Genomic DNA, 20,298 nt, shown 5'->3' with positions numbered 1-20,298 from the left:
CTTGTGCGGGCGGGGATGAGGCTGGTCAGGCGAGGAGGGGTCGTTCCCGCAGCTCGTCGAGGTGTCGCCATCCGAAGGCGGCATCGCCGCTCGAGATCGCCGCGATGCGACGCTGCACCTCGCGTCCGAACGCGATGGACACCCCGTGACGGGCGGCGAGGTCCTCGTATCCGTCGGAGACGAGTCCGCGTTCCGTCGCACGCCGGCGGACGGCGATGTCGCGGTACACGCCGCTGCGATCCTTGGGCTGCGTGCGCAGCCAGGAAGCCAGGCGGGCGATCGCGGCCGTGCGGACGTCCTCGGGCGTCGCGCTCTGGAAGGCGTACGGCTCGTAGGCGTCGAACGACTCCAGCACGATGCCCTCGTGGATGGCGACGTCGGTCGGCTCGGAGGCGACGAGGAATGCGAGATCCGGGTAACGGTCGACGACATCGGCCAGCGGCGCGTCCACGAGCGTCGCGAGGCCGAGGATCGCTCCGAACGCCCGTTTCCCCCAGCGGTATCCGCGCAGGTTCGCCGTGGACGTCACCGGTCCGTACGCGCGGAGGTCCCGTGCGACGCGGAGCACGCGTCCATCGGGAACGCCCTGATCGGGGAGCCCCACGGCGAGCGCTCCGGGGCCGCCGTACCGGATCACGCCCGGTTCCTCCCAGTCGGCGAAGATGTTGACGAAGGCGCCGAGGACGCGTTCCCTCCCGAGGCCGTCGGCGAGCACCGGCTCGTTGACGCCGTTCTGCACAGACACGGCATACCCGGACGCCGACAGCCTCGTCGAGAGCCACTGCGCGGCATCCCGCGTGTGCTGCGACTTCACCGCGACGAGGGCGGTCTCGATCGGCTCGTGATCCGGATACTCGTCGGGTGTGAAGGCGCGAAGCCCGGTCACCGTGTCGTCGGCGGCGCGCTCGTGCTCCACGCGGCGGATGACGAGGCCTTTGTCGCGGATGGCTTGGACGTGGGCCTCGTGGGCGTCGACGAGCGTGACGTCGTGCCCCCTCCGAGCGAGCGCGTGCGCGATCGTCCCGCCGATCGCGCCGGCGCCCACGATGACGTACGGTCTGGTTGTCATGAGCGCTCCTCCTCCGCGGCCGACGCGCGCTGCCATGCCGTCGTCCCGGTCCAGTGCAGGGGCAGCCTGTTCGTCCCGGCGCCCGAGCCGCCGTCGACGGGGATCACCGCCCCGGTGATCCATCGCGCCGCATCGCTCAGCAGGAAGCGCACGGTCGCGGCGAGCGAGCCGGCGTCCGCGGGTCCGGGCAGCACCGTCTCGGAGAGCAGCGCCTCGTACTCGGCCGTGACGGGGTTCGCCGCGCTGTCGACGGCGAAGAATCCCGGCGAGATCGCGTTCACCCGGATGCCGTGGGCGCCGAGCTCTATCGCGCTGGCCTGCGTCGCCATGACGAGCGCGGCCTTCGACGTCGAATAGTGCGATGCGCCGGGCCGCGCGCGTCGGGCGGCACCGGAGGCGACGTTCACGACCGCGGGGGTGCGCCCCGCAGCGAGCGCGAGACGTGCCAGGGCCTGCGTCGCGAAGAACGGCGACGTCACATTGACCGTCTGCACGTGCGTCCACGCCTTCGCGTCCAGCTCGAGATAGGGGATGGCGGGGTAGATCGCGGCGGCGTTGACGAGCCCATCGATCGGTGCCGTCGCCCACGCCTCGGCGATGGCGCCCGCGGCGGCCCCGACGTCACCGAGATCGACGACGAGGGCGCGGATCGCGCGGCCCGTGGCCCGCGCGATCTCTGCCGCCGCCTGTGTCAGCCGGTCGGCCTGGATGTCGACGCCCGTGACATCCCATCCCTGGGCGGCGAGGTCCTCCGCGATCGTGCGGCCGAGCCCCGAAGCGGCCCCCGTCACGACGGCATGCGGGCGGCTCACGATCGCGCCGCCGAGTCCGCTGCCACACCGGCGTCCTTCGTCGTTCCGTGCTCGAGGACATGGCGTGCGACATCCTCATGCGTGGCGAACCACGCGTCGCCCGAGGCGACGATGTGCTCGACGAGCCGGTGGAGGACGTCGATGCGGGAACGGTGACCGATGATCGACGGGTGGGCGGTCAGCTGGAACAGCCCGCCCTCCTCGCGGGCGCGGTCGAACTCCGCGCGCCAGATCTCCAGCACGCTCGACGGTGACGTGTGGGGCCGTACGGCCGTGTACCGGGCCATGCCGAAATAGGGGGCGTCGTCTCGGATCCACTCGACCGGGATCTCCACGATGCCGGTCGGCGTGAGATCCTCGACCAGCTCGTACGGGTCGTCGTCGGCCATGAGTGACGAGTCGTAGAGGAAGCCCAGCTCTCTGACGACCGAGAGGGTGTCCGGTGAGAAGTCCCACGACGGCGTGCGGATCCCGACGGGTCGTCTGCCCGACAGCTGTTCGAGGGTCTCCAGGCTGCGGAGGGTGAGGTCCAGCTCATCCTCGCGCGCCAGCAGGGTGTTGCGCTCGTGGATCCAGCCGTGGACGGCGACCTCGTGACCGTCGGCGAGGTAGTCGTCGATCTGCCGCGGGTGCAGCAGGGCGGAGACCGCGGGGACGAAGAACGACGCCGGGACGTCGAACTCGCGCAACAGCGCGAGGATGCGCGGCAGGCCGACACGCGCACCGTACTGTCCGCCGGAGAGGACCCCGGGGGTGATCGCGGCGTCCCGCAGCGCGGGGGTCTCATGGTCGGAGTCGAAGGAGAGCGCCACCGCGACACGGGCGTCGCCCGGCCAGTGCGGGCGCAACGCGCGTCCCGCCCGCACGTGCTCGACCGTGGTGCGCCACGTCGATTCCGGCCACTGCCAGGGTTCGAGCCCGTCGGACATTCCGCTCCCGTCGTCGTGCCGGCCCGAGCGGCCGACAAGCCCACACACTAGAAGCCGAACGGCCTGTTCGCGGACGATCGGACTCATATGTGTCCGTGCGTTACGAGTTGTGTACGCGTGTATCCGCATGATTGCGACGGGGTCGCGAGCGTGTCAAGTCGATCGGCCGCACGCGCGGCCGCTCTCTGTCAACCCCGTTCCCCCGGGCGTGTCGGCGTAGTTCACTGGAAGGACGTCTCAGAAGGGTCCGCACGCGGACGCGGAGCCGGATCGACGACGACAGCGCGAGAGAGGAGGTCGAGCACCATGGCCGAACCCGCTCGACAGAACGCGGACCCCCACAGTCCCGGAGCGGGGCGCACGGGCGTCCGGACCGCGGAGGTCCGGCATCCCTCCCAGCGTCCGATCCCGATCCCGAGCTTCCCGCCGCTCACCGACGGCTCTCACCGGCGCACGGGCGCGTGATCCCGGGGGGCGTCCGCCCCCGTCCGTTTGTGGGGGGAAAGTGCCGCTTTCCCGGAACGGAAAACGGCACTTTCCCCCCACAAACGTCTCAGACGGTCTCCGGCACGACGCGTACGGCGCCCTTGTCGGCGGACTGCGCGAAGGCGGCGTAGGCGCGCAGCGCCGGCGACACCGCCCGGACGCGGTCCCTCGGGCGGTAGCCGCCGCCCGCCTCGAGCGCGGCGCGGCGCCGGTCGAGCTCCTCGGGGGCGACGTCGAGCGAGAGGGCGCGCGTCGGGATGTCGATCGAGACGATGTCGCCGTCCTCGACGAGGGCGATGAGCCCGCCCGCCGCGGCCTCGGGCGAGACGTGCCCGATGGAGAGCCCGGACGTCCCGCCGGAGAAGCGGCCGTCCGTGATGAGCGCGCACGTCTTGCCGAGGCCGCGTCCCTTGAGGAACGACGTCGGGTAGAGCATCTCCTGCATGCCCGGCCCGCCCTTCGGCCCCTCGTAGCGGATGACGACGACGTCGCCCTCTCCGACCCTCTTGTTCAGGATCTTCTCGACGGCCTCGTCCTGCGACTCGCACACGACCGCCGGACCCGAGAAGGTCCAGATCGACGGGTCGACGCCCGCCGTCTTCACGACGGCGCCGTCGACGGCGATGTTGCCGCGCAGCACGGCGAGGCCGCCGTCCGTCGAGTACGCGTGCGCCGCGTCGCGGATGCAGCCGCCCTCGGCGTCGAGGTCGAGCTCCTCCCAGCGCGCCGACTGCGAGAAGGCGGTCGACGAGCGCACGCCGCCGGGCCCGGCGTGCCAGAGCTCGACGGCCTCCGCGCTCGCCGAGCCGCCGCGGACGTCCCACTCGTCGAGCCAGGCCCCGAGCGTCTGCGCGTGCACGGTGTGCACGGCGTCGTCGAGGAGCCCCGCACGGCGCAGCTCGCCGAGAAGGGCCGGGATCCCGCCGGCGCGATGGACGTCCTCCATGTAGTACATCCGCCCGTATGCGGGGTTCGGCGCGACCTTCGCGAGGCACGGCACGCGGCGTGACACGGCGTCGATCTCGTCGAGCCCGAAGGCGACGCCGGCCTCGTGCGCCGCGGCGAGGAGGTGCAGGATCGTGTTGGTCGATCCGCCCATGGCGATGTCGAGCGCCATGGCGTTCCCGAACGCCGCGGGTGTGGCGATGCTCCGGGGCAGCACCGAGGCGTCGTCCTCGTCGTAGTACCGGCGCGTGATGTCGACGACGAGCGAGCCCGCCTTCTCGTAGAGCGCGCGGCGAGCGGTGTGCGTGGCGAGCACGGAGCCGTTGCCCGGGAGCGAGAGCCCGATGGCCTCCGTGAGGCAGTTCATCGAGTTCGCCGTGAACATGCCAGAGCACGACCCGCACGTGGGGCAGGCCGACTCCTCGATCCGCTGGATGTCGGCATCCGAGACGTTCTCGTTGACGGCCTCCGAGATGGCGTCCACGAGATCGAGCGTGCGGACGGAGCCGTCGACGAGCGTCGCGCGCCCCGACTCCATCGGCCCGCCCGACACGAACACCGTCGGGATGTTCAGCCGGAGGGCGGCGAGCAGCATGCCGGGCGTGATCTTGTCGCAGTTGGAGATGCACACGAGCGCGTCGGCGCAGTGCGCGTTCACCATGTACTCCACCGAGTCGGCGATGAGGTCGCGCGAGGGCAGCGAGTACAGCATCCCGCCGTGGCCCATCGCGATGCCGTCGTCGACGGCGATCGTGTTGAACTCGCGCGGGACGCCGCCCGCCGCCGTGATCGCGTCGGACACGATGCGCCCGACGGGCGCGAGGTGCGTGTGCCCGGGGACGAACTCGGTGAAGGAGTTGGCGACGGCGATGATCGGCTTCCGCCCGATGTCCGCGCCGGGGACTCCGGCGGCGCGGAGCAGAGCGCGGGCTCCCGCCATGTTGCGGCCGTGGGTGATCGTGCGTGAGCGGAGCGGGGGCATGATCCCATTCCGCCACGATCCGATCCGGCCAGGGGAGCTACGGGAAGTAGGGGTGCTCCCAGTATCATCGCAGGATGATCCGGCCGCGCAGCCCCCGGCGCGAGCAGCTCGGCGAGTTCCTCGCCAGCAGGCGGCGCGCGATGAGCCGCACGGCGCTCGGCCTCCCCCTCACGAGCCGCCGCAGCGACGTCGGGCTCAGCCGCGAAGAGGTCGCCACGCTGTCGGGAGTGAGCGGCACCTGGTACACGTGGCTCGAGCAGGGGCGCGACATCAACGTCTCCCGGCAGGTCCTCACCGCGGTGTCACGGGTCCTCGACCTCACGTCGGCGGAGAGGGAGTACGTCTTCGCCCTCGCCGAGCGGGACGACGCCCCCGCCGCGCCGGAGCACGAGAGCGTGCCGGACCATCTGCAGCGGCTGGTGGACGCCCTGCCGTTCCCCGCGTTCGTCGTCGCGACCGACTGGGCGATCGCCGGGTGGAACGCGCCGTACGCGTGGCTCTACCCGCGGATCGCCGCGCTCGCCGCGGAGGACCGCAACCTGCTCTGGCTCATCTACACCGACCCGCAGCTGCGGGAGATGCTCCCGGACTGGGAGCGGGACAGCCGCCTCTTCCTCGCCGAGTTCCGGGCGGAGTCCGGCGTGCGCCTGGGCTCCCCGCGGCACAGGGCCGTCGTCGACCGCCTGCGGGAGGCGAGCGCCGACTTCCGCGAGCAGTGGTCGGAGCTCGCCGTCGAGCGCTTCGCCTCGCGTCGGCGCGTCTTCGTGCACCGCGAGGCCGGTCCGCTCGCCTTCGAGCACCATCGGGTCGTGCCCTCGGACGCCGCGGACCTCCACGTCGTGATGTACGTGCCGGCGGTCGCCGAGGGCGCGCACGACCCCGTCATGCGAACCTCGGGCGGGGGCGGCTGAGAAGCACGTGCGCCGCCTCGTCCCCGAGCGCGACGAGCGCCTTCGTCGCGTCGAGGGGGACGGCGACGTCGAGGCCGGTGAGCTCTTCGAAGCGATGGATCCTGTTGACGACCGTGTTCCTGTGGCAGTAGAGATCGGCGGCGGTCTGCTTGATGGATCCGGTCTCGCAGTAGCGCACGACGGTGTCGACGAGAAGACGGCGGTCGGCGGCGTCGAGCGCCGAGAGCCCGCCGAGGGCGAGCCGGACCGTCGGCAGGTGTGCGACGGCGTCGTGCGCGATCCCGAGCCAGACGTCCTGTTCCGTCGCGAGGCGATCGGACGCATGGTGCGCGATCAGCCGGGCCAGGCGGATCGACGCGGGGAGCTCGCGCAGTCCCCCGGTCGCGGCGACGACGCCTCCCCGCACGGGCGCGAGGGGGATGGCGAGGGGCGTCGCGGCGTCGTGGTCCCTCACGAACAGCGTCCCCTCGTCGAGGTCCACCGCCAGATACTCGTGGTCCCGGAACGTCGCCGAGACGATGCGCCGCGCCCGGTCGGCCGCATCCGCCGGGTTGTAGACGACCTCGAACCGGCCGCCCACGGGCATGCCGATGACGGCGCCGACCTCTCCGGCGACGACGTCGAGGTCCGCCGGCTCCGCGGACATGAGGCGCGCGAGCGCGCGACGGACGCCGACCCTCGTGTCGCGCGCGAGCTCGGCCTGTTCGTCGAGGAACGCGCTCTGCACGTCGCCGACGTAGCGCTCCACCGTCGTCAGGACCTCCTCGGCGTGGCGGACGAGCAGGTCGGCGGACTCGTCGCCGCACGCGCGGACGAGACCGGACCAGAGCACGCGGAAGTCGAGGCGGACGGCGTCCATGAGCATGTCCCTCGCCACACCCTGGCGGGCGCGCGCGACCCCGAGCTCCTGCGGGGCGGACCGCAGCGCGGGCGTCAGCGGAAGGCCGCTGAGCTGCCGGATGAGCAGCTCGAGCGATCGCGAGGCCGCGGCCCGCAGGTCCTCCTCCGGCAGGGCCACGTCCCCGTAGAGGCCGCGCTGCGAGAACCGCTGCAGGAAGTCGTCGACGAGCGCGGGGTGGTCGCTCATGAGGCGTCCGAGGAGGGCGTGCCAGGCGGTCTCGTCCGCTCCTGGTCTGGATTCGTTCACGGGTCTCCTGTTCTTTACGCCAGCGTAATGTGACGGATACACGAGATTCCCCCGCGTGCCGGCCGCGCGTCGATGTCTTCTCGAGCCCGGGATCACGCGGATCTCCGAGGGTGTCGACGGCCATCGTGCCACAGGCGGCCGTCCGCGCGGAAGCCGATGATTGTGCGGATCCATAACGCACGGCACGAACGCTGTGCGATTGGCGATGGCCATCCCTCGCGGTCTTGGGCAGGGTTGCTCCCAGCGTCCATCCCACCCGCCCCCCATCCTCGAAGGAACGACATGACTGTCGATGCCGCCACCCCCGCGATCCCCGGCTCAGGCCGTCTCGACTCGCAGAAGATGAAGAAGATCGCCTTCGCGAGCGTGATCGGCACCACCGTCGAGTGGTACGACCTGTTCCTGTTCGGAACGGCGTCGGCCCTCGTGTTCAACCGGGTCTTCTTCCCCGACCTCGACGCGGCGCTGGGGACGATCCTCGCGTTCCTGACCTTCGCGTCGGCGTACCTCGCCCGCATCGTCGGCGCCGTGCTCTTCGGGCACTTCGGCGACCGCATCGGCCGCAAGTCGATGCTGCTCGTCTCGCTCATCGCGATGGGCGCGGCGACGTTCGCGATCGGGCTCGTGCCCGACTTCGCCACGATCGGCGTCGCCGCACCGCTCATCCTCCTCTCGCTGCGCCTCATCCAGGGGCTCGCGCTCGGCGGCGAGTGGGGAGGCGCCGTGCTCATGACGGTCGAGCACTCCCCGCACGAGCGCCGCGGCTTCTACGGGTCGCTCGTGCAGATCGGCGTCCCCGCCGGCACGCTCCTCGCCAACCTCGCGTTCCTGATCGTGACGGCCTTCGTCTCCGACGAGGCCCTGATCAGCTGGGGCTGGCGCGTCCCGTTCCTCGTCTCCGCCGTGCTCGTCGGGGTGGGGATCTACATCCGGCTCAACATCGAGGAGACGCCGAGCTTCCAGGCGGTGCGGGAGGCGGGGGCGAAGGCGAAGCTGCCCTTCGCGCACCTCCTCCGCCGGTACGGGAAGCAGGTCATCGTGGGCGGCATCGCGACGCTGTCGACGGGCTCCACCTTCACCCTGCTCGTCACCTCCGGCGTGAACTACGGCACGACCGCTCTGGGTCACTCGAACAACACCATGCTGTGGGCCGTGCTCGTCGCCTGCCTCGTCGCCTTCGTCGGGATCCCGGCGTTCGGCCGCCTCTCCGACAGGGTGGGGCGCAAGCCCGTCATCGCCGCGGGGATCCTCGCGGAGGCGCTGCTCGCCTTCCCGTTCTTCTGGCTCATGAACACGGGGCAGCTCTGGGGGGTCTTCCTGGCCTACGCCCTCATGATGCTCGCGTTCTCCGCGAACTACGGACCGATCGCGACGTTCCTGGCCGAGCTCTTCGGCTCCAAGGTCCGGTACTCCGGACTCTCGGTGGCGTACATGCTGTCGGGGCTGCTCGGATCGGCGATCACGCCGGCGATCACGGTCTGGCTGCTGGATCTGACGGGGGAGAGCTCGTCCATCGCCTGGTACATCGGCGGGGCGGCCGTGCTGTCGTTCGTCGCGCTGCTCCTGCTGGCCGAGGGGCTGGGCAAGAGCATCGACCACGCCGAGGCGACGGACGCCGGCGCCTGATGCCGCTCACGAGGATCGCCGCCGCACCCGGCGTCGCCGGGCCCGTCGGGGCGTTCTCCCCGGCGGTCGTCGCGAACGGCTTCGTGTACACGTCCGGACAGCTCCCGACGGCGGAGGACGGATCCGTGCCGGAGGGGTTCGCCGCCCAGCTCGACCGTGCGCTGACGAATCTCGGCGCCGTCCTCCGGGCGGCGGGGAGCGATCTCGACCACGTCGTCAAGGTCAACGGCTACCTCGCGGATCCCTCCGTCCTCGACACGTACAATCGCGTCTACCGCGAGCATTTCGGCGCCGCGCTGCCGGCGCGCACGACCGTGTGCGTCGATCTGTGGGGCGTCTCGCTCGAGATCGACTGCGTCGCGGTCGTGAAGGAGAGCGGGGATGAGTGATCCGGCGGCGAGGCGGAGGCGGCTTCTGTCCGGGCTCGACGACGTCGAGCTCGCGACGATCGGGCACCTCTGCGAGGAGGGCTTCTGCGCTCCGCGCATCCGGCGCGTCGCGCCGGCAGGACGCATGGCCGGCGTCGCCGTGACCGTCGACCTCGTGGAGCCGGACGCGATCGCCGTCAACCGCGCGCTCGTCGGGCTCGCGCACGGCGAGGTGCTGGTCGTCCGCGTGCGCGGCGGCCGGCACGCGCCGGTCGGCGCGGTCACCGTCGCGGCCGCGGTCGCGCGCGGCGCGGCGGGCATCGTCGTCGACGGGCCCGTGACCGATCTGTCCGCGCTCGCCGCATCCGGCCTGCCCGTCTACGCCACCGGGACGACGGCGCTCACGACGAAGGCGATCGGCTCGTCCGCCGCGACGTCCGGCGGCACGGTGGAGATCGGCGGCGTCCTGGTCCGTCCGGGCGACGTCGTGGCCGGCGACGAGAACGGCGTCGTCGTCCTCGACCCGGAGCGATTCGATCCCGGCGTCCTCGACGCCGCGCGCCGCGCCGACGAGCGCGAGCCCGACCTCCTCCGCCGGATCGCCGGCGGAGATCCGCTCGCCGAGCTCCTCGCGCTCGGCCCCCGCAGGGAAGGAATCGGACGATGACCGCGATCGACCCCCGGCCTCCGCTCGAAGCCGAAGCGCCCGCGCCCGGCCGGTCCGCAGGCCACCTCATCGTCGCCCAGCTCGAGCGCGAGGGCGTGAGGCGCGTGTACGGCGTGCCGGGGGAGTCGTACCTCGACGTGCTCGACGGGCTGCACGACTCCGTCATCGAGACCGTCGTGACGCGTCAGGAGGGGGGAGCGGGCTTCATGGCGCTCGCGGAGGGACGTCTCACCGGCGTGCCGGGCGTCGCCCTCGTCACGCGCGGCCCGGGCGCGGCGAACGCGTTCATCGCCGTCCACACGGCCTGGCAGGACGCGACGCCGCTGGTGCTGTTCATCGGTCTCATCCCCGTCGCCGACCGGGGGCGCGAGGCGTTCCAGGAGTTCGACCTCACGGGATGGTTCGGCAGCACGGCGAAGCACGTCGTGAGCGTGGACGACCCGGCTTCGGCGGCCCGCGTCGTGTCGGAGGCCTTCCGGATCGCGCGATCGGGGCGTCCGGGCCCCGTCGTGGTGGGGCTTCCCGAGGACGTCCTGCGGCTCTCCGCGGGGGGCGAGGGCACGGTCGGGCCCGCGGCGACGGCGCAGGGCGGGCCGTCGCGGGCGGACCTGGCCGAGCTGGCCGCTCGCCTGCACGCCGCCGACCGCCCCGTGCTCGTCGTCGGCGGAGAGGGCTGGACGGACGACGCGGGCGCCGCTCTGCACGGGTGGGCGCTGACGCACCGGATCCCCGTCCTGGCCGACTTCCGCGCGTACGACGCGATCCCGCATGCGCTCGCGGACGGGCGGAGCGCCTACGCCGGAGCCCTGGGCTACGGACGGGCGGACGCCGCGGCGGCGCTCCTGGACGACGCGGATCTCGCGGTCTTCGTCGGCACGGCGCGCACCGATGTGCTCAGCGACGGCTACACGCTCGGCCAGCAGGCGGAGACCGTGCTCGTGCTGCCGTCCGAGCCGAAGGGCCACGGCGGTCGCGTCGACCAGGTCATCGTGTCGGATCCGGTCGCCTTCGTCCGCGGCCTGGAGACGCTCGACCCCGCGGGAGGGCGCGACGTCCACGGCGCCGACCGCCTCGCCTCGGCCGTCGACGCCCACCGGGCGTTCTCCCGCCCCGTCCTCCGAGAGGACGCCGAGGACGGGTACGCCGACCTGACGGGGATCATGGCGGTGCTGCGGGAGGAGCTGACCCGGGACGCCGTGATCACGTACGGCGCCGGCAACCACGCGCTGTGGGCGGCGCGATACCTCCCGCACCACCGCACCGCGACGCTGGTCGCTCCGCGCAACGGCGCCATGGGGATGGGCATCCCGGCGGCGGTCGCCGCAGCGCTCGCGTTCCCCCGCCGGGAGGTCGTCTCGGTGGCCGGAGACGGCTGCTTCCTCATGAACGGGCAGGAGATCGCCACCGCCGTCGGATACGGGGCCGCGTTCGTGGCGGTCGTCGTCGACAACGGCGTGTACGCGACGATCCGCGAGCACCAGGAGGCCCACTACCCCGGCCGGCCGTCCGGGACGCACCTGACGAACCCGGACTTCGCCGCCTACGGCCGATCGTTCGGAGCCTTCGGCGAGACCATCACCCGCACATCGCAGTTCCGCGATGCGTATCGGCGGGCACGGGCGAGCGGCCTGCCGGCCGTGCTGCACGTGCGGCAGGACCCCGGCGTCCGTTCCCCGTCGTCCGCAGCGTGAGCCACACGAGGAGTATCAGCGCATGAACACATCCGTCTTCGCCCACGGACCGGAGGCGCAGACCGCCGACGTCGCCTTCCTGCAGGACTTCGAGACGATGAGCGGCTTCGGAGCCACCGCGCGCGGCGGCGTCGACCGTCAGGCGGCGACCGCCGCGGACATCGCGCAGCGTCGCTGGCTCGCCGGCCTCCTCGAGGCGGAGGGACTGCGCGTCGAGTACGACCGGATCGGCAACCAGTTCGGCCTCCTCGAGCCGACCCCGGGCGCGCCGTACGTCCTGGTCGGGTCGCACATGGACTCGCAGCCGACGGCGGGGCGCTTCGACGGCGCGTACGGCGTGCTGGCCGCGGCGCATGCCGCCTTCCGGCTCGCCCGCCGCTGGCGCGCCTCGGGTGAGACGCCGAGGTTCAACCTCGCCGTCGTCAACTGGTTCAACGAGGAGGGGTCCCGGTTCGTCCCGTCGATGATGGGCTCGAGCGTCTACACGGGAGTCCTCCCGCTGGAGGACGCGCTGGAGACGCGCGACCGGGACGGCGTCAGCGTGCGGGACGCGCTCGCGGGCACGGGGATGACCGGTGACGGCGACGGGCCATCGGCGGCGTGCTCGGCCGAGATCCACATCGAGCAGGGGCGTCTCCTGGAGAACGGGGGCATCACCATCGGGCTCGTCACGGCGAGCTGGGCGGCGAGCAAGTACGAGATCGTCGTCGAGGGCGAGCAGGCCCATTCGGGCGCCACGGTCATGGCGGACCGGCGGGACGCGCTCTTCGGGGCGTCGCTCCTCGTCGCCTTCGCCCGACGGCTCGCCGACGAGTTCCCCGGCGTCCTGCACACCGCGGTGGGAAAGCTCGACGTGTACCCCAACTCGCCCGTCGTCGTCGCCTCGCGCGTCTCGCTCCTGCTGGACCTGCGGACACCGGACGAGGGCGTGCTCGCCGAGGCCGACGCCCGCCTCGCCGCGGAGCTCGATCGCATCCGCGCAGAGGCCGGGGTGGACGTGGAGGCGAGGCTGTCGCACTCCTGGGGAGTCAACCCCTATCAGCCCGAGGGCGTGGAGCTCGCGCGGCGCAGCGCCCGCGATCGCGGGCACGCCTCGACGGAGATCCTCACGGTCGCCGGGCACGATTCGATCAACATGAAGGAGCGCGTCCCCACGGTCATGCTCTTCGTGCCCTCGGTCGAGGGCGTCTCGCACAACGAGGGCGAGCACACGCGCGACGACGACATGCTCGCGGGGCTCGATGTGCTCACCGACGTCGTCGCCCGTCTCGCGGCGGGGCAGCTGAACCCTGAGGAGGCGGCATGACGGCCCGCTACGCCGTGACCGACCCCGCGTCGGGGCGGACGCTCCGCGCCTACCCCACGGCGACCGACGACGAGCTCGGCACGGCCGTGACCGCGGCCGACGCCGCGTACCGGGCGTGGCGGAGGCGCACCGTGGCGGAGCGCGCCGGACACCTGAGGGAGGCCGCGCGCGTCTTCCGCCGCGAGCGGGAGCGCCTCGCGGCGATCGCGACGCGGGAGATGGGCAAGCCCACCGCGCAGGCGCTCGCGGAGGTCGATCTGGTGGCGGCGATCTTCGCGCACTACGCCGACCGCGGCCCGGCCGTCCTCGCCGATCACCGCATCGACACGAGCCCGGGGGAGGCCGTCGTGCGGACGGCGCCCGTCGGCGTCGTCCTCGGCATCATGCCCTGGAACTACCCGTACTACCAGGTCGCGCGCCTCTCCGCGCCCAATCTGCTCCTCGGGAACACCGTCCTCCTGAAGCCCGCGCCCGCGTGCCCCGAGTCGGCCGAGGCGTTCGACGCGGTCCTCGCCGAGGCCGGCTTCCCCGCCGGCGCGCACACGCGGATCCACGCGACGGAGGCGCAGATCGCCGACCTCATCGCGCGGCCCGAGGTGCAGGGCGTCTCCCTCACGGGCTCGGAGCGCGCCGGACGCGCCGTGGCGGCGGCCGCGGGCGCCGCCGGGAAGAAGGTCGTGCTCGAGCTCGGGGGGTCCGATCCGTTCATCGTCCTGGCCGACGCCGACCTGGACGCCGCCGTGGAGGCCGCGGTCTTCGGGCGCATGCAGAACGCCGGCCAGGCCTGCACCGCCTCCAAGCGCTTCATCGTGCTCGACGAGGTCTACGACCGGTTCACGACGGCCTTCGCGGCGGGCGTCAACCGCCTGACCGTGGGGGATCCCTCCGACGACGTCGACATGGGCCCCCTGTCCTCGGAGGCGGCGGCGCGCCGCGTCGTCGAGCAGGTGGACGACGCCCTCGCGCACGGCGCGCGCGCCCTCGTGGGCGGACGCCGCCTGGAGCGGCCCGGCGCGTTCGTCGAGCCGACCGTGCTCGTGGACGTCCCCGCCTCGGCCCGCGCGTACCGCGAGGAGATCTTCGGGCCCGTCGCGGTCGTCCATCGCGTGCACTCGGTCGACGAGGCGATCGATCTCGCGAACGACACGCCGTACGGTCTGGGCAGCGTCGTCTTCGGCGCCGACAGGGGCGCGCTGGAGCGGGTGATCGCGGAGCTCGACGTCGGCATGGTCGCCGTGAACGGGCCGTCGGTCACCCAGCCGGACACGCCCTTCGGCGGGGTCAAGGCCTCCGGCATCGGCCGCGAGCTCGGCGACCACGGTCTCCGGGAGTTCGCCAACCACAAGCTCGTCCGCACGCTGGGGTAGGGCGGCCGGCGCGGGCTCGTCCGTCTCGCCTCGGGCCGCGAGCGATGCCCGCGGACGTCGTCAGGCGGCCTCGGCCGGTGCGGTGCGGATGAGGATCGCGCCGTCCTCGTAGGCGGCCGCCGACAGGTCGTCGACGTGGGCGTCGACCGGCTCGCCCTCGAGATGGTCGCCCACGCCGACGACGAGGCCGGCGCCCGCCGCCCGCGCGGCGCGAACGCCCGCGGGCGCGTCCTCGAAGACGGCGCACGCGTGCACGGGGACGCGCAGCGCCTCGGCGCCCCGCAGGTACGGGTCGGGATGGGGCTTGCCGTGCTCGACGTCGTCCGCCGTGACGAGCGCCGACGGCGCGGGATGCCCCGCTGCGGCGAGCCGTGCGACGGCGAGACGTCGTGCGGCGGAGGTGACGACCGCCCAGCGGCCGAGAGGGATCGACGTCGTCAGCGCGACCGCCCCGGGGATGGGCCGGGTGGCGGCCGCGCCGAGGACCTCCTCCTCTTCGAGCGCCGCGACGGCCTCGTCGAAGACCTGTGGCTCGACCAGCCCGGCGACCGTGTCGGCGGCGCGCACGCCGTGCGCGATCTGCGAGCGGAAGTCGTAGCCGGGGGAGTAGCGCGCGGCCCAGGCGTCCCACGCGATCGCCGCGGGCTCCAGCGAGTCGACGAGGACGCCGTCGCAGTCGAAGAGGATGCCGTCGACGGGGAAGCGTCGTGTGGTCAACTCGGGTGCTCCGTTCCGATGCGTGCGAGGCGATGCCCGCCCCGCACGCATCGTATCGATCCTCAGCGCCGTGCCGGCCTCTCGGCGTCGGCGGCGGACCCGTCGTCGGCCGAGGCGGCGGCATCGCGCCGGCGCAGCGCGAACGTGAGCACGTACAGCACGACGAGGGACGCGACGATGCCGACGACGATGGCGATCTGCCCGCCCGCCGCGGAGAGCCCGCCGAGGAGGAGGCCGAACACCCCGTAGTCGGCGTCGGAGAACGTCGAGTTGGCGAACCCGATGTCCCCGAGGACGGGGAGCAGGAGGAGCGGCAGGAAGGTGATCGCGAGGCCGTTCACGAACGCGCTGAGGACGGCTCCGCGGCGTCCGCCCGCGGCGTTGCCGATGACGCCGGCGGCGGCCCCCGTCATGAAGTGGGCGACGACGCCGGGGATGACGATCGTCGTGCCGAGGGCGACCATCCCGAGCATCCCGACGATGCCGCCGACGAAGCTCGCGAGGAAGCCGATGAGCACGGCGTTCGGCGCGAAGGTGAACACGATCGGGACGTCGAGGGCGGGCTTGGCGTTCTTCACGAGGCGCTCCGAGACGCCCTTGAAGGCGGGGACGATCTCGGCCAGCACGACGCGCACGCCGGCGAGGATGATGAAGACCCCTCCGGAGAACGTCGCGGCGAGGATGACCAGGTAGACGATGAAGTTCTCTCCGTCCGACAGCTCGCCCTCGATGTAGGGCGCTCCGGCGAAGAGCCCCACGACGATGTAGATCAACGCCATCGAGAGGGCGACGATGACCGTCGTGTCGCGGAGGAAGCCGAGCCCCTTGGGGAGGTCGAGGTCCTCCGTGGACTTGGACGTCCCCTTCCCGCGCGTGAGCAGGGCGACGAGGCCGCCCAGGGCGATGCCGGTGCCGCCCGTGTGGCCGAGGGCGACGTCGTCGCCGCCCGTGACGCGGCGCATGAACGGCTGGACGAGCGCGGGCGAGACGACCATGTAGACGCCCTGGGCGAGCGAGCCCCAGAGCACGACGGCCCAGGGCTCGAACCCGGCCACGCCGAGGATGACGGCGAACATCGCGGCGATGTAGAAGGCCACGTGCCCCGACAGGTAGACGTACTTGAACCGCGTCGTCGCGGCCAGGACGATGTTGACGATCATCCCGAAGAAGAAGATCAGCGCCGCCGCCGACCCGTAGTCGAGCAGCACCTGCGCCACGATCGCCTCGTTGTTCGGCACGACGCCCTGCACGTCGAACGCGTGCTGGAACATCTCGCCGAACGGGTCGAGGGCGCCCACGACCACCCCGGCGCCCGCCGCGAGGACGAGGAAGCCGACGAGGGTCCTGACCGTCCCCTTGAGGACGTCGCTGAAGGGCTTGCCCTGGACGGCGAGCCCGATGAGGGCGATGAGCGCGACGATCACCGCCGGCTTCGTGAAGATGTCCAGGAGGACATCGAGTACCGCATCCATGGCAGATGCATTCCTTCCGTGTGTCCCGGCCGCGGCCGGGAGGGGTCAGTCGGTGAGTCCGTGGCGGCGGGCGGCCTCGGCCACCTTGCCGCGCAGCTCGCCGAGATCGATGATGCTGTCGAGCACGACGACGTCGCCGAGACCCTGGGCGGCCTCCGCGATGTCGCGGCCGACGAAGACCGCGTCGGCGTCGCCGCGCGAGACGGAGCCGAGGTCGGCGTGGTCGACGTCGACGCCGCCGATGCCGAGCTCCCCCAGGACCTTCTCGATGTTCATGTGCACCATGAAGCTGCTGCCGAGTCCGGTGCTGCAGACCGCGAGGAACTTCGTCATCGTGTCTCTCCTGCCGTGAGGACCGCCAGGGCTCCGGCGGTGTCGTGGGCCGCAAGGAGGGATTCCCTTGCGGAGTCGTCCGAGAGCAGCTCCCCGAGGGACGCCAGGGCGGCGAGGTGGCTCGACGAGTCGGCCGCCGCGAGGCAGAAGAACAGGGAGATGGGATGCTCCGGCTCGTCGCCCAGCAGCACGGCGGGGCGCACCCACAGCGCCGAGAGGGCCGTGCGCACGACCCCGTGCTCCGGCCGCGCGTGGGCGAGCGCGATCCCGTAGCCGAGGTCGATGTACGTCCCGCCCGCCGCGATCGACTCGATCATGGCGTCGACGTAGGCGCGCTCGATGTCGCCGCGCGCGAGGAGCGGGTGCGACACGAGCTCGATCGCATCGCGCCAGCCGGCGAGGTCTTCGGCGAAGAGCAGGTCCTCGTCGCGCAGATGGGTGGTCAGCATCGGGTCATGCCTCCTGGGGAGCGGGGCCTGCCATCCGCAGGCTGAGGTCGATCTCGCTGTTGAGCGGCGTGTGCCGGGCCGTGCCGAACGCGACGGGCCTCTCGTCGGCGTCGAGGACCGTCGACGCGACGCTGAGCAGACGGAGGCCGACCTCCACGTCGAGGTTGAGGGCCACGTCGGGGGTCGCCTCCTCCACGCGCACGGTGAGGTCGTTGCGCGTCAGGGTGACGCCGTACCGCTCGTGGAGGTGGTCGTAGAGCGATCCGCTCGTGAAGTCGGTCGTCACCGTCTCGGGGAACCGCTCGTAGGGCAGATAGGTGACGACGTGCTGGTGGAGCTGCCCGTTCACGTAGCGCAGGCGGACGAGCTCCACGACGCTGCCGCCCACCGGCAGGTCGAGGAGGCGCGCGACCTTCTCGCCCGCGGGCACGAGCTCCTGCCGCAGCACGCGCGTGGTGACGGTGTGGCCGGCGGAGGTCTGCTGCCGGTGGAAGCCCGTCACGACGTCGGCGAAGCGCTCGGGGTAGTGCACGCCGGGCCTGGGGGCGCTGACGAACGTGCCGCGGCCGTGCTCGCGGATGAGCCTTCCGTCCTGCACGAGCCCGTCGACGGCGTGCCGCAGCGTGATCCGGCTCACCTCGAACTCGTCGCAGAGCACGGTCTCCGACGGGAGCCTGTCGCCGACGCGCATCGACGAGATGCGCTCCAGCAGGCTGTCGCGGACGGCGCGGTACTTGCTCGTGCCTGTCGTGCTCGCCATGGCTGCCTCCTCGCCGCCCGCCGCGGCATCGCGGGATCCAGTGGTTATGTCGTCATGATGACATGGCGGGCACGTTGTTCGCAAGTGGGGGATGAACCCGCTGGGTCAGCGGATTTTGCGCAGGAAGTCATCATGACGTCATAATCACTTCAACGGAAGGTGACCCATGACCACGACGCCCGAGAAGACCGCCATCGCCCTGCAGACGTGGGGCGGGCTCGTCGATCCGCAGACCGTCACGACGGCGAGGCTGCTCGCGGCCGACGCCGTGGACAACGCCGCGTCCGGCCATCCGGGGACGGCGATCGCGCTCGCTCCCGTGGCGACGCTGCTGTTCCGCTCGCACATCCGCCACGACCCCGCCGACCCGGAATGGGAGGGGCGCGACCGCTTCGTGCTGTCGTGCGGGCACGCGAGCATCCTCCTCTACACGCAGCTCTTCCTGAGCGGGTACGACGTCTCTCTCGACGACCTCCGCGCCTTCCGCACGCTCGGCTCCCGCACGCCGGGTCATCCCGAGCACGGTCACACCCCCGGCGTCGAGACGACCACGGGCCCGCTGGGCCAGGGACTCGCCACGGCCGTCGGGATGGCGATGGCGTTCGCCCACGAGCGCGCCGGGTTCGACGTCGACGCGGCACCCGGGGCGTCGGTCTTCGACCGCCGCGTCTGGGTCCTCGCCTCCGACGGCGACCTGCAGGAGGGGCTCTCGTACGAGGCCGGCGCGCTCGCCGGCCGTCTCGGCCTCGACAACCTCACGGTCGTGTACGACGACAACGACATCCAGATCGAGGGCGACACGCGGCTGACGAGCTCCGAGGACACGGCGGCGCGATTCGCCGCGCAGGGCTGGGACGTCTCCCGCGTCCCGCTCGGCGCCGACGGCGACGTCGACCTCCCGGCGCTCGACCGCGCCCTCCGCTCGCCCGTGAGGGAGGGGATGCCCCGTCTCGTCGTCCTCTCCTCGCAGATCGCCTTCCCGGCGCCCGGCGCCGTCGGGACCGCGGCGTCGCACGGAGCCCCGCTCGGGGCCTCCGAGACGCGCGCGCTGCGCGAGGTCCTCGGCGTCGACGCGCCGCCGTTCGCCGTGCCGGCCGATGTCCTCGCGGGCGTGGAGCCGGTGCGTGCCCGCGGGGCGGCCCTGCACGTCGAGTGGGACGCGCGCCGCGCCGCGTGGGCGGCCCTCGACCCGGAGCGCGCCGCGGCGCACGCCGCGTTCCGCGCGGGCGAGACGCCCGCGGCGCTGTCCGCCGCGCTGCCCCGGTACGCCGCCGGCGCCTCGGTCTCGACGCGCGACGCGTCGGGGGCCGCGATCCAGGCGATCGCCGCCCACGTGCCCGGCCTGTGGGGCGGATCGGCGGACCTCGCCGAGCCCAACCGCACGGCCATCCACGGCGGCGGGTCCTTCCTCCCGCCCGCGACGGGGCTCGGCGACCTCCGGGGGCGCAACATCCACTGGGGCGTGCGCGAGCACGCGATGGCGAGCGCCATGAACGGCATCGCGCTCGCGGGAGGGTGGCGGGTCTTCGGCGGCACGTTCCTCGTCTTCAGCGACTACCAGCGCCCCGCCATCCGCCTCGCCGCGCTCATGGGGCTCCCCGTGACCTACGTGTGGTCGCACGACTCCGTCGCCCTCGGGCAGGACGGGCCGACCCATCAGCCGATCGAGCATCTCGCCTCGCTGCGCGCCATCCCCGGCCTCGCCGTCGTCCGTCCCGCGGACGCGAACGAGACCGTCGCCGCGTGGAGCGCGCTGCTCGACCGGCGCGAGCCGGCGGGGCTGGTCCTCGGGCGGCAGGGCGTGCCGGTCCTCGACGTCCCGTACGAGACGGTCGAGGCCGGCGTGCGCCGCGGCGCGTACGCCGTCGTCGACGTCGCGGAGCCCGATGCGGTCGTCGTCGCCACGGGGAGCGAGCTGGCCCTCGCCCTGGAGGCCGCGGAGCGTCTCGCCGCGGAGGGCGTGCGGGTGCGCGTGGTCTCCATGCCCAGCCGGGAGTGGTTCGCGGCGCAGGACGCGGGCTACCGCGAGGACGTCCTCCCCGCCGCCGTCACGGCCCGCGTCGTCGTGGAGGCGGCGGCGAGCTTCGGATGGCACGACGTCGCGGGGCCGGACGGCGTGATCGTGGGGATCGACGAGTTCGGTCTGTCCGCTCCGGCCGACGAGGCGCTGAGAGCGCGCGGGATGACCGTGGAGCGGGTCGTGGACGCGCTGCGCGCGACCGTCGCCCGCGCGACCGCCTGACGGCCCGTTCGGATGACGG

Annotated in this window: 18 protein-coding genes; 8 read left to right on the top strand and 10 right to left on the bottom strand. The window is 72.7% G+C overall.

Annotation, left to right across the window (positions count from 1 at the left end; translation table 11 throughout):
* Positions 1–25 precede the first annotated feature (25 nt).
* The 4 genes from N8K70_RS16180 to ilvD form a co-directional block, all read right to left on the bottom strand.
* A complete protein-coding gene (locus N8K70_RS16180; RefSeq protein ID WP_317139382.1) occupies positions 26–1,069 on the bottom strand; it encodes a ketopantoate reductase family protein in 1,044 nt (347 codons plus the stop codon).
* A complete protein-coding gene (locus N8K70_RS16175) occupies positions 1,066–1,881 on the bottom strand; it encodes an SDR family NAD(P)-dependent oxidoreductase (protein ID WP_317139381.1) in 816 nt (271 codons plus the stop codon). Before N8K70_RS16175 ends, N8K70_RS16180 begins: the two co-directional genes overlap by 4 nt.
* Complete coding sequence (locus tag N8K70_RS16170; protein WP_317139380.1) at positions 1,878–2,810, bottom strand: polysaccharide deacetylase family protein; 933 nt, start codon at positions 2,808–2,810, stop codon at positions 1,878–1,880. The genes N8K70_RS16175 and N8K70_RS16170 overlap by 4 nt, the downstream gene beginning before the upstream one ends.
* A gap of 553 nt (positions 2,811–3,363) precedes the next feature.
* Positions 3,364–5,223 carry a dihydroxy-acid dehydratase gene (gene ilvD / locus N8K70_RS16165; RefSeq protein ID WP_317139379.1) on the bottom strand — a complete coding sequence of 620 codons (1,860 nt, stop codon included), beginning with the start codon at positions 5,221–5,223 and terminating at the stop codon, positions 3,364–3,366.
* Positions 5,224–5,297: 74 nt separating this feature from the next.
* On the opposite strand from ilvD, the gene N8K70_RS16160 reads away from it, so the two are divergent.
* Positions 5,298–6,134, top strand: a complete 837-nt coding sequence (locus tag N8K70_RS16160; RefSeq protein ID WP_317139378.1) for a helix-turn-helix transcriptional regulator — start codon at positions 5,298–5,300, stop codon at positions 6,132–6,134.
* Here N8K70_RS16160 and N8K70_RS16155 read toward each other — a convergent pair.
* Positions 6,106–7,281: a helix-turn-helix domain-containing protein gene (locus N8K70_RS16155; protein ID WP_317139377.1), complete on the bottom strand. Its 1,176-nt coding sequence runs from the start codon at positions 7,279–7,281 to the stop codon at positions 6,106–6,108. The two genes, N8K70_RS16160 and N8K70_RS16155, sit on opposite strands and share 29 nt — an antisense overlap.
* Before the next feature lie 282 nt (positions 7,282–7,563).
* On the opposite strand from N8K70_RS16155, the gene N8K70_RS16150 reads away from it, so the two are divergent.
* Genes N8K70_RS16150 through N8K70_RS16125 form a run of 6 tightly spaced genes read left to right on the top strand, consistent with a single transcriptional unit; the run spans position 7,564 to position 14,306 of the window.
* Positions 7,564–8,907, top strand: a complete 1,344-nt coding sequence (locus N8K70_RS16150) for an MFS transporter (RefSeq protein ID WP_317139376.1) — start codon at positions 7,564–7,566, stop codon at positions 8,905–8,907.
* Complete coding sequence (locus N8K70_RS16145) at positions 8,907–9,296, top strand: RidA family protein (protein ID WP_317139375.1); 390 nt, start codon at positions 8,907–8,909, stop codon at positions 9,294–9,296. Before N8K70_RS16150 ends, N8K70_RS16145 begins: the two co-directional genes overlap by 1 nt.
* A complete protein-coding gene (locus N8K70_RS16140) occupies positions 9,289–9,942 on the top strand; it encodes an RraA family protein (protein WP_317139374.1) in 654 nt (217 codons plus the stop codon). Before N8K70_RS16145 ends, N8K70_RS16140 begins: the two co-directional genes overlap by 8 nt.
* Positions 9,939–11,633: a thiamine pyrophosphate-dependent enzyme gene (locus N8K70_RS16135; protein WP_317139373.1), complete on the top strand. Its 1,695-nt coding sequence runs from the start codon at positions 9,939–9,941 to the stop codon at positions 11,631–11,633. The genes N8K70_RS16140 and N8K70_RS16135 overlap by 4 nt, the downstream gene beginning before the upstream one ends.
* Before the next feature lie 22 nt (positions 11,634–11,655).
* Positions 11,656–12,939 (top strand): M20 family metallo-hydrolase, encoded by a 1,284-nt coding sequence (locus N8K70_RS16130; protein ID WP_317139372.1) that lies wholly within the window; start codon positions 11,656–11,658, stop codon positions 12,937–12,939.
* Positions 12,936–14,306, top strand: a complete 1,371-nt coding sequence (locus tag N8K70_RS16125) for an aldehyde dehydrogenase family protein (protein WP_317139371.1) — start codon at positions 12,936–12,938, stop codon at positions 14,304–14,306. The genes N8K70_RS16130 and N8K70_RS16125 overlap by 4 nt, the downstream gene beginning before the upstream one ends.
* Positions 14,307–14,366: 60 nt before the next feature.
* On the opposite strand, the gene N8K70_RS16120 is transcribed toward N8K70_RS16125, so the two are convergent.
* From N8K70_RS16120 to N8K70_RS16100, 5 genes are all read right to left on the bottom strand, one after another.
* Positions 14,367–15,023, bottom strand: a complete 657-nt coding sequence (locus N8K70_RS16120; RefSeq protein WP_317139370.1) for an HAD-IA family hydrolase — start codon at positions 15,021–15,023, stop codon at positions 14,367–14,369.
* Between the two features lie 62 nt (positions 15,024–15,085).
* Positions 15,086–16,495, bottom strand: coding sequence for a PTS ascorbate transporter subunit IIC (locus N8K70_RS16115; RefSeq protein ID WP_317139369.1), 1,410 nt, complete (start codon positions 16,493–16,495; stop codon positions 15,086–15,088).
* Between the two features lie 45 nt (positions 16,496–16,540).
* Positions 16,541–16,828 carry a PTS sugar transporter subunit IIB gene (locus tag N8K70_RS16110; RefSeq protein ID WP_317139368.1) on the bottom strand — a complete coding sequence of 96 codons (288 nt, stop codon included), beginning with the start codon at positions 16,826–16,828 and terminating at the stop codon, positions 16,541–16,543.
* On the bottom strand, positions 16,825–17,277 hold the full coding sequence (locus N8K70_RS16105) for a PTS sugar transporter subunit IIA (protein WP_317139367.1): 453 nt from the start codon (positions 17,275–17,277) through the stop codon (positions 16,825–16,827). The genes N8K70_RS16110 and N8K70_RS16105 overlap by 4 nt, the downstream gene beginning before the upstream one ends.
* 4 nt (positions 17,278–17,281) lie before the next feature.
* On the bottom strand, positions 17,282–18,037 hold the full coding sequence (locus tag N8K70_RS16100) for a GntR family transcriptional regulator (RefSeq protein ID WP_317139366.1): 756 nt from the start codon (positions 18,035–18,037) through the stop codon (positions 17,282–17,284).
* 166 nt (positions 18,038–18,203) lie between these two features.
* Here N8K70_RS16100 and tkt point away from each other — a divergent pair, with 166 nt between their 5' ends.
* The gene (tkt, locus tag N8K70_RS16095) at positions 18,204–20,279 is read left to right on the top strand and encodes a transketolase (RefSeq protein WP_317139365.1); all 2,076 of its coding nucleotides are present in this window, start codon (positions 18,204–18,206) and stop codon (positions 20,277–20,279) included.
* Positions 20,280–20,298: the final 19 nt, after the last annotated feature.

Source organism: Microbacterium sp. AB (assembly GCF_032878875.1).
Taxonomy (GTDB): domain Bacteria; phylum Actinomycetota; class Actinomycetes; order Actinomycetales; family Microbacteriaceae; genus Microbacterium; species Microbacterium betulae.
The sequence above is the reverse complement of the archived record's forward strand: the minus strand, read 5'-3'. Positions and strand labels throughout refer to the sequence as shown.

What these genes read in the sequence shown, in the direction of transcription:
- N8K70_RS16180 (WP_317139382.1), bottom strand. Translation starts at nt 1,069, where the DNA reads ATGACAACCAGACCGTACGTCATCGTGGGCGCCGGCGCGATCGGCGGG.
- N8K70_RS16170 (WP_317139380.1), bottom strand. Translation starts at nt 2,810, where the DNA reads ATGTCCGACGGGCTCGAACCCTGGCAGTGGCCGGAATCGACGTGGCGC.
- ilvD (WP_317139379.1), bottom strand. Translation starts at nt 5,223, where the DNA reads ATGCCCCCGCTCCGCTCACGCACGATCACCCACGGCCGCAACATGGCG.
- N8K70_RS16160 (WP_317139378.1), top strand. Translation starts at nt 5,298, where the DNA reads ATGATCCGGCCGCGCAGCCCCCGGCGCGAGCAGCTCGGCGAGTTCCTC.
- N8K70_RS16150 (WP_317139376.1), top strand. Translation starts at nt 7,564, where the DNA reads ATGACTGTCGATGCCGCCACCCCCGCGATCCCCGGCTCAGGCCGTCTC.
- N8K70_RS16145 (WP_317139375.1), top strand. Translation starts at nt 8,907, where the DNA reads ATGCCGCTCACGAGGATCGCCGCCGCACCCGGCGTCGCCGGGCCCGTC.
- N8K70_RS16140 (WP_317139374.1), top strand. Translation starts at nt 9,289, where the DNA reads ATGAGTGATCCGGCGGCGAGGCGGAGGCGGCTTCTGTCCGGGCTCGAC.
- N8K70_RS16135 (WP_317139373.1), top strand. Translation starts at nt 9,939, where the DNA reads ATGACCGCGATCGACCCCCGGCCTCCGCTCGAAGCCGAAGCGCCCGCG.
- N8K70_RS16130 (WP_317139372.1), top strand. Translation starts at nt 11,656, where the DNA reads ATGAACACATCCGTCTTCGCCCACGGACCGGAGGCGCAGACCGCCGAC.
- N8K70_RS16125 (WP_317139371.1), top strand. Translation starts at nt 12,936, where the DNA reads ATGACGGCCCGCTACGCCGTGACCGACCCCGCGTCGGGGCGGACGCTC.
- N8K70_RS16115 (WP_317139369.1), bottom strand. Translation starts at nt 16,495, where the DNA reads ATGGATGCGGTACTCGATGTCCTCCTGGACATCTTCACGAAGCCGGCG.
- N8K70_RS16110 (WP_317139368.1), bottom strand. Translation starts at nt 16,828, where the DNA reads ATGACGAAGTTCCTCGCGGTCTGCAGCACCGGACTCGGCAGCAGCTTC.
- N8K70_RS16105 (WP_317139367.1), bottom strand. Translation starts at nt 17,277, where the DNA reads ATGCTGACCACCCATCTGCGCGACGAGGACCTGCTCTTCGCCGAAGAC.
- N8K70_RS16100 (WP_317139366.1), bottom strand. Translation starts at nt 18,037, where the DNA reads ATGGCGAGCACGACAGGCACGAGCAAGTACCGCGCCGTCCGCGACAGC.
- tkt (WP_317139365.1), top strand. Translation starts at nt 18,204, where the DNA reads ATGACCACGACGCCCGAGAAGACCGCCATCGCCCTGCAGACGTGGGGC.